Here is a 4,482-nt window from a genome sequence, read left to right on the forward strand (position 1 = left end):
CGGTCGTTTCAGGCTTTGTTGCCCTTGTTTTTTGTACCAATCGATGTACTACAAGAAGGATAATGCAAGGTTTTTGAAAGTCCCAATCCTATTTGCTTGCACTAACATCGGACTTTAACAGGTCAAAAGCTTTATTTTAAAAGGGTTTTACCATTATTCAGCAAGCCCTATGTAGCAATCCGAGATGTCTTTTGATTTTGTTGAGTTCATTTTTATTGATTGCTCCATAATATAATTCGGCTTGATTAATGGAACTAATGGCTAGTTGATTTAGTCCAATATGGCGAAGCTCTTCGATAATTCTATGGTTGTTTTTATAGAATTCAATGAGGATATTGGTGTCACATAAAATCATCGGTTTTCTTCTCGCCATGCTGCTTGACGGATAGATTCAGGCGTGATATTTCTGTTTTCCCACAGTCCTGCTAGGGCAAAGAAGTCTTGCTCGTTATCAGATAATGTTGTTTGATCTTCGATGATTTCTACAGAGTCAACAAAATCTAAAGCAGTTAAAATTTTAGAGAGTGTTTCTGCTTTTTCTTGGTCACGAATGTGTACGATTAGTTGTTTCATGGTAGTTTATTTTGTATTGATTTGGTATTAATGATCATTGTCTAATTCTGTTTTTAGCCAATTAAGAATCGGAGAACTAATACGAATTCCATAATTAACTAACTGTTGTGATAAATCTAAAATTTCTTGTTTAGATAGATAACCTGCATAAAAACCAACCAAGAGAATTCCTAATGTTCCTTTGACGGGTAATTCCATAGCTTTGGCAACTCTTCTTGCTAATTTCTCATCTATAATTACCCAGTCTGGTTTGATTGAAATTGCCAAGAGAATAACTTCTAATTCTCCTCGATCTAATCCTAGTAATAGCGGTTCAAGAGGAGATGATGATGCAACTTCTTGAACTTGAATCCAATTGGCATTTTTGAGTTCTTTTGCCCCCGGTTTATTATCTCCAGCGATGACAATTTCTTGATAAACTGCCCAAGGAATAATCACTTCATTAAATAGCTGATTAAGAAGATCTAATTGATTAATCAAAGATAAGGCGATGATCGGTGTAGAATTAACAATTATCTTCATTCTCTTGGATTTTTTGGGCTAATTTACGGCTGGTTTGTATTTCTGATTCCCATTCTTCTGCTGTGTAATCAATAATGGAAAAACCATACTCAGAGAGAAGTGTATAAAATGTATATTTATCGCATCCTAATACTTGTGCGCCGATTCCTGCTGAAATTTTTCCTTCTTGATAAAGATGCCCTAATGTATAAATTATGACTTTACGAGAGAATGTTTCTTTTTCTTCTCTGGCGGCAATGAGAAGTTCTTCGGGAAATGTTACGTTAATGTTCATGAGTGTTTAAAGATAATTTGTTTTTCTTGATTTTAGCAGGAATAATATCGCTAATTAATTGATGGTTGATAATTAAGATTCTCTATATTGTTCTCTTTAGTTGTTTATAAATTTCATCATCGTTTCGTTTGTCAATCAGCAAGATTTCTAGTGTTTGCTCCTCAACACGATAAACGATTCGATATTCACCAATATCGGCTCTATGATAAGAGTATCCTTTTAACTTTAGAGAATCTTGGGGATAGGGATTTGTTCTCAGTTCGGTTATTTTTGTGGCTACTTGTTTGGCGTGTTTATCTGGCAGTTTTTTTAAGCGTTTAGTTGCCTGTCGAGATAGGTTAATCTTAAGCATTTAAAATTTCTGACAGTAAAGCCTCACTTTCTGTTGTTCCGATAAAACCTTCTTGATGAGCTTTTTCTGCCTGTAAAGCCAAAAGTTGATTTTCTAACTCGGAAAATCTCTCAAATTCCTCGATTGACAGCACGACTGCAACATTACGTCCCTTTTTTGCTATCTTTACTGGTTCTCTTCGAGCCAAGTCTAACAGTTCGCCAAAGCGATTTTTTGCTTCTGAGGCTCCTAATGTTTTCATAACTAACCTTTATAGAAACTAGCCATTATGACCATTTTAGCTATTATAGCAATTATTGACAGGAGAATCACTTCCACCAGCGACTAACATCCCTAATACTTTGATACACTTCTCTTAGGGCGACCACTCCACCAAAATGAAGGATTAAAGGGACTAAGTTGGGAATAGTTTCGAGGAAATGAAGACGAGTGAGGGTTCCCAAAGCATGAAGGATATCTTGCCAGAAAGATAAGTCAACATTAGCAGGGGTTAATGTGGCTGTTAATGCTTTTAATACCTTTGCACGGTCGGATTCACCTCCAATCCCTCTGGCAGCTTCTAAAGCTTCCGGTAAAACTTGTGGTAAATGGGGAGCTAACCCTATCAATGCCTCTACACGGGAGGATTCAGACCAAATATCTCTGGCAACAGCTAAGGCTTTGGGTAATAAACTTTCCGGTAAATAGGGAGCTAACCAGGTCAATGCCGTTGCACGGTCGGATTCATCCCTAATCCCTCTGGCAACTTCTAAAGCTTCCGGTAACAAAATTTCTGGTAAATGGGGAGCTAAATCGGTCAATGCCAATGCACGGTTATCTTCATCCCCAATCCCTCTGGCAACTGCTAAAGCTTCCAGTAACACTTGTGGTAAACGGGGAGCTAACCCAGTCAATGCCAATGCGCGGAAGAATTGATCCTCAATCCCTCTGGCAATTTTTAAGGCTTCGGGTAACAAACTGACCGGTAAATGGGGAGCTAACCCCGTTAATGCCTCTGCACGCTTGTATTCAGAGCCAATCCCTCTGGCAACTTCTAATGCTTCACTTAAGAGAGCTTCAGATAAATAGGGAGCTAATCCTGTCAATGCCTCTGCACGGTGGTATTCATTCCCAATGGCTCTGGCAACTTCTAAGGCTTCGGGTAACAAACTTTCTGGTAAATGGGGAGCTAACTCTCTCAATGCCTGTGCACGGTAACGGTAGGACAAAATCCCTCTGGCAATTTCTAAGGCTTCAGGTAATAAACTGGGTAAATAGGGAGCTAATCCTGTCAATGCCTCTGCACGGTCGTATTCATCCCCAATCCCTCTGGCAATTTCTAAGGCTTCCCTTAAGAGATTTTCCGGTAAATAGGGAGCTAACCCGGTCAATGCCTCTGCACGGCGGGATTCATCCCTAATAGCTCTGGCAATTTCTAAGGCTTCGGGTAACACTTCCGGTAAATAGGGAGCTAACCCTGTCAATGCCCTTGCACGGTAGTATTCAGACCCAATCCCTCTGGCAATTTCTAAGGCTTCGGATAACACTTCCGGCAAATAGGGAGCTAATCCTGTCAATGCCTCTGCACGGTCGTATTCATCCCCAATCCCTCTGGCAATTTCTAAGGCTTCCCTTAAGAGATTTTCCGGTAAATAGGGAGCTAACCCTGTCAATGCCTCTGCACGGCGGGATTCATCCCTAATAGCTCTGGCAATTTCTAAGGCTTCGGGTAACACTTCCGGTAAATAGGGAGCTAACCCTGTCAATGCCCTTGCACGGTGGTATTCATTCCCAATGGCTCTGGCAACTGCTAAGGCTTCGGGTAACAAACTGACCGGTAAATGGGGAGCTAACGCTGTCAATGCCCTTACACGGTCGTCTTCATCCTCAATGGCTCTGGCAATTTCTAAGGTTTCCGGTAACACTTCTGGTAAATGGGGGGCTAACCGTGTCAATGCCCTTGCACGGTCGTCTTCATTCCGAATTTGCGCCAACTGATTTAAATCCCTACGCATCTGGGGTGTCAATCCCTTTGCACGGGAGGATTCATCCTCAATGGCTCTGGCAATTTCTAAGGCTTTGGGTAACAAACTTTCCGGTAAATGGGGAGCTAACCCGGTCAATGCCTCTGCACGGTTGTATTCATCCCCAATCCCTCTGGCAATTTCTAAGGCTTCAGGTAACAAAGTAGGAGTAAGATAGGGAATAATTTTCCTTAATCCTGCGGCTTGCTCCCCATCATCTTGATTTTGCCTCACATAAGCCAATCCCTGGGCAGGTGTCCAGATTTCATGTTTAATCAGTGCAGCCATCAATTCTGGTGGAATATTCCCGGCCAAACTATTAAGAGAAGTGCTAATCAAAGCATAACGCACCTGTAACCCCATAGACTCACTCTTGTTCTCAATAAAATGCTCCTCCGCCAATTGCCACGCCCGGGAAACATCCTTAATAAAAACTGCCGTTTTCCCTTCCTTTTCACATTGACTATACCAACCATTATGACCTTCTGCCGTTTCTTCCCTCAGTAATAGATGAATCTGGGCTATCTGTCCCGCTTTTTCCAAATGCCAGAGCAATTGATTATAAATGTAGCCATCATCCTCTAAACTGTGCCAGTTTGATCCCCCTAAATCCCCCTTAATAAGGGGGACTTCCACCTCTTTTCCCCCCTTTTCAAGGGGGGTTAGGGGGGATCTCTCCTTTTCAAGGGGGACTTCCACCTCTTTTCCCCCCTTTTCAAGGGGGGTTAGGGGGGATCTCTCCTTTTCAAGGGGGACTT

The 4,482-nt window shown here is 41.7% G+C and carries 7 protein-coding genes; all 7 read right to left on the bottom strand.

What is annotated here, in order from left to right; translation table 11 throughout:
* Nucleotides 1-157 precede the first annotated feature (157 nt).
* Nucleotides 158-373: a PIN domain-containing protein gene (locus O9332_RS09975; RefSeq protein ID WP_353853422.1), complete on the bottom strand. Its 216-nt coding sequence runs from the start codon at nt 371-373 to the stop codon at nt 158-160.
* A complete protein-coding gene (locus tag O9332_RS09980) occupies nt 352-573 on the bottom strand; it encodes a hypothetical protein (protein ID WP_002760517.1) in 222 nt (73 codons plus the stop codon). Before O9332_RS09980 ends, O9332_RS09975 begins: the two co-directional genes overlap by 22 nt.
* A 27-nt stretch (nt 574-600) precedes the next feature.
* A complete protein-coding gene (locus O9332_RS09985; RefSeq protein WP_002760518.1) occupies nt 601-1,095 on the bottom strand; it encodes a PIN domain-containing protein in 495 nt (164 codons plus the stop codon).
* Nucleotides 1,079-1,369 carry a UPF0175 family protein gene (locus tag O9332_RS09990; protein ID WP_002760519.1) on the bottom strand — a complete coding sequence of 97 codons (291 nt, stop codon included), beginning with the start codon at nt 1,367-1,369 and terminating at the stop codon, nt 1,079-1,081. The genes O9332_RS09985 and O9332_RS09990 overlap by 17 nt, the downstream gene beginning before the upstream one ends.
* An 82-nt stretch (nt 1,370-1,451) precedes the next feature.
* A complete protein-coding gene (locus O9332_RS09995) occupies nt 1,452-1,721 on the bottom strand; it encodes a type II toxin-antitoxin system RelE family toxin (RefSeq protein WP_002739840.1) in 270 nt (89 codons plus the stop codon).
* Nucleotides 1,714-1,962: a type II toxin-antitoxin system Phd/YefM family antitoxin gene (locus tag O9332_RS10000; protein WP_002739617.1), complete on the bottom strand. Its 249-nt coding sequence runs from the start codon at nt 1,960-1,962 to the stop codon at nt 1,714-1,716. The genes O9332_RS09995 and O9332_RS10000 overlap by 8 nt, the downstream gene beginning before the upstream one ends.
* Before the next feature lie 67 nt (nt 1,963-2,029).
* Nucleotides 2,030-4,360, bottom strand: a complete 2,331-nt coding sequence (locus O9332_RS10005) for a hypothetical protein (RefSeq protein ID WP_288025235.1) — start codon at nt 4,358-4,360, stop codon at nt 2,030-2,032.
* Nucleotides 4,361-4,482 lie beyond the last annotated feature (122 nt).

The organism is Microcystis sp. LE19-10.1B, assembly GCF_027530565.1.
GTDB classification, from domain to species: domain Bacteria; phylum Cyanobacteriota; class Cyanobacteriia; order Cyanobacteriales; family Microcystaceae; genus Microcystis; species Microcystis aeruginosa.

Bases quoted from the DNA above. Each gene is read 5' to 3' on its own strand.
- O9332_RS09975 (WP_353853422.1), bottom strand. From the start codon at position 373: ATGGCGAGAAGAAAACCGATGATTTTATGTGACACCAATATCCTCATT.
- O9332_RS09980 (WP_002760517.1), bottom strand. From the start codon at position 573: ATGAAACAACTAATCGTACACATTCGTGACCAAGAAAAAGCAGAAACA.
- O9332_RS09985 (WP_002760518.1), bottom strand. From the start codon at position 1,095: ATGAAGATAATTGTTAATTCTACACCGATCATCGCCTTATCTTTGATT.
- O9332_RS09990 (WP_002760519.1), bottom strand. From the start codon at position 1,369: ATGAACATTAACGTAACATTTCCCGAAGAACTTCTCATTGCCGCCAGA.
- O9332_RS09995 (WP_002739840.1), bottom strand. From the start codon at position 1,721: ATGCTTAAGATTAACCTATCTCGACAGGCAACTAAACGCTTAAAAAAA.
- O9332_RS10000 (WP_002739617.1), bottom strand. From the start codon at position 1,962: ATGAAAACATTAGGAGCCTCAGAAGCAAAAAATCGCTTTGGCGAACTG.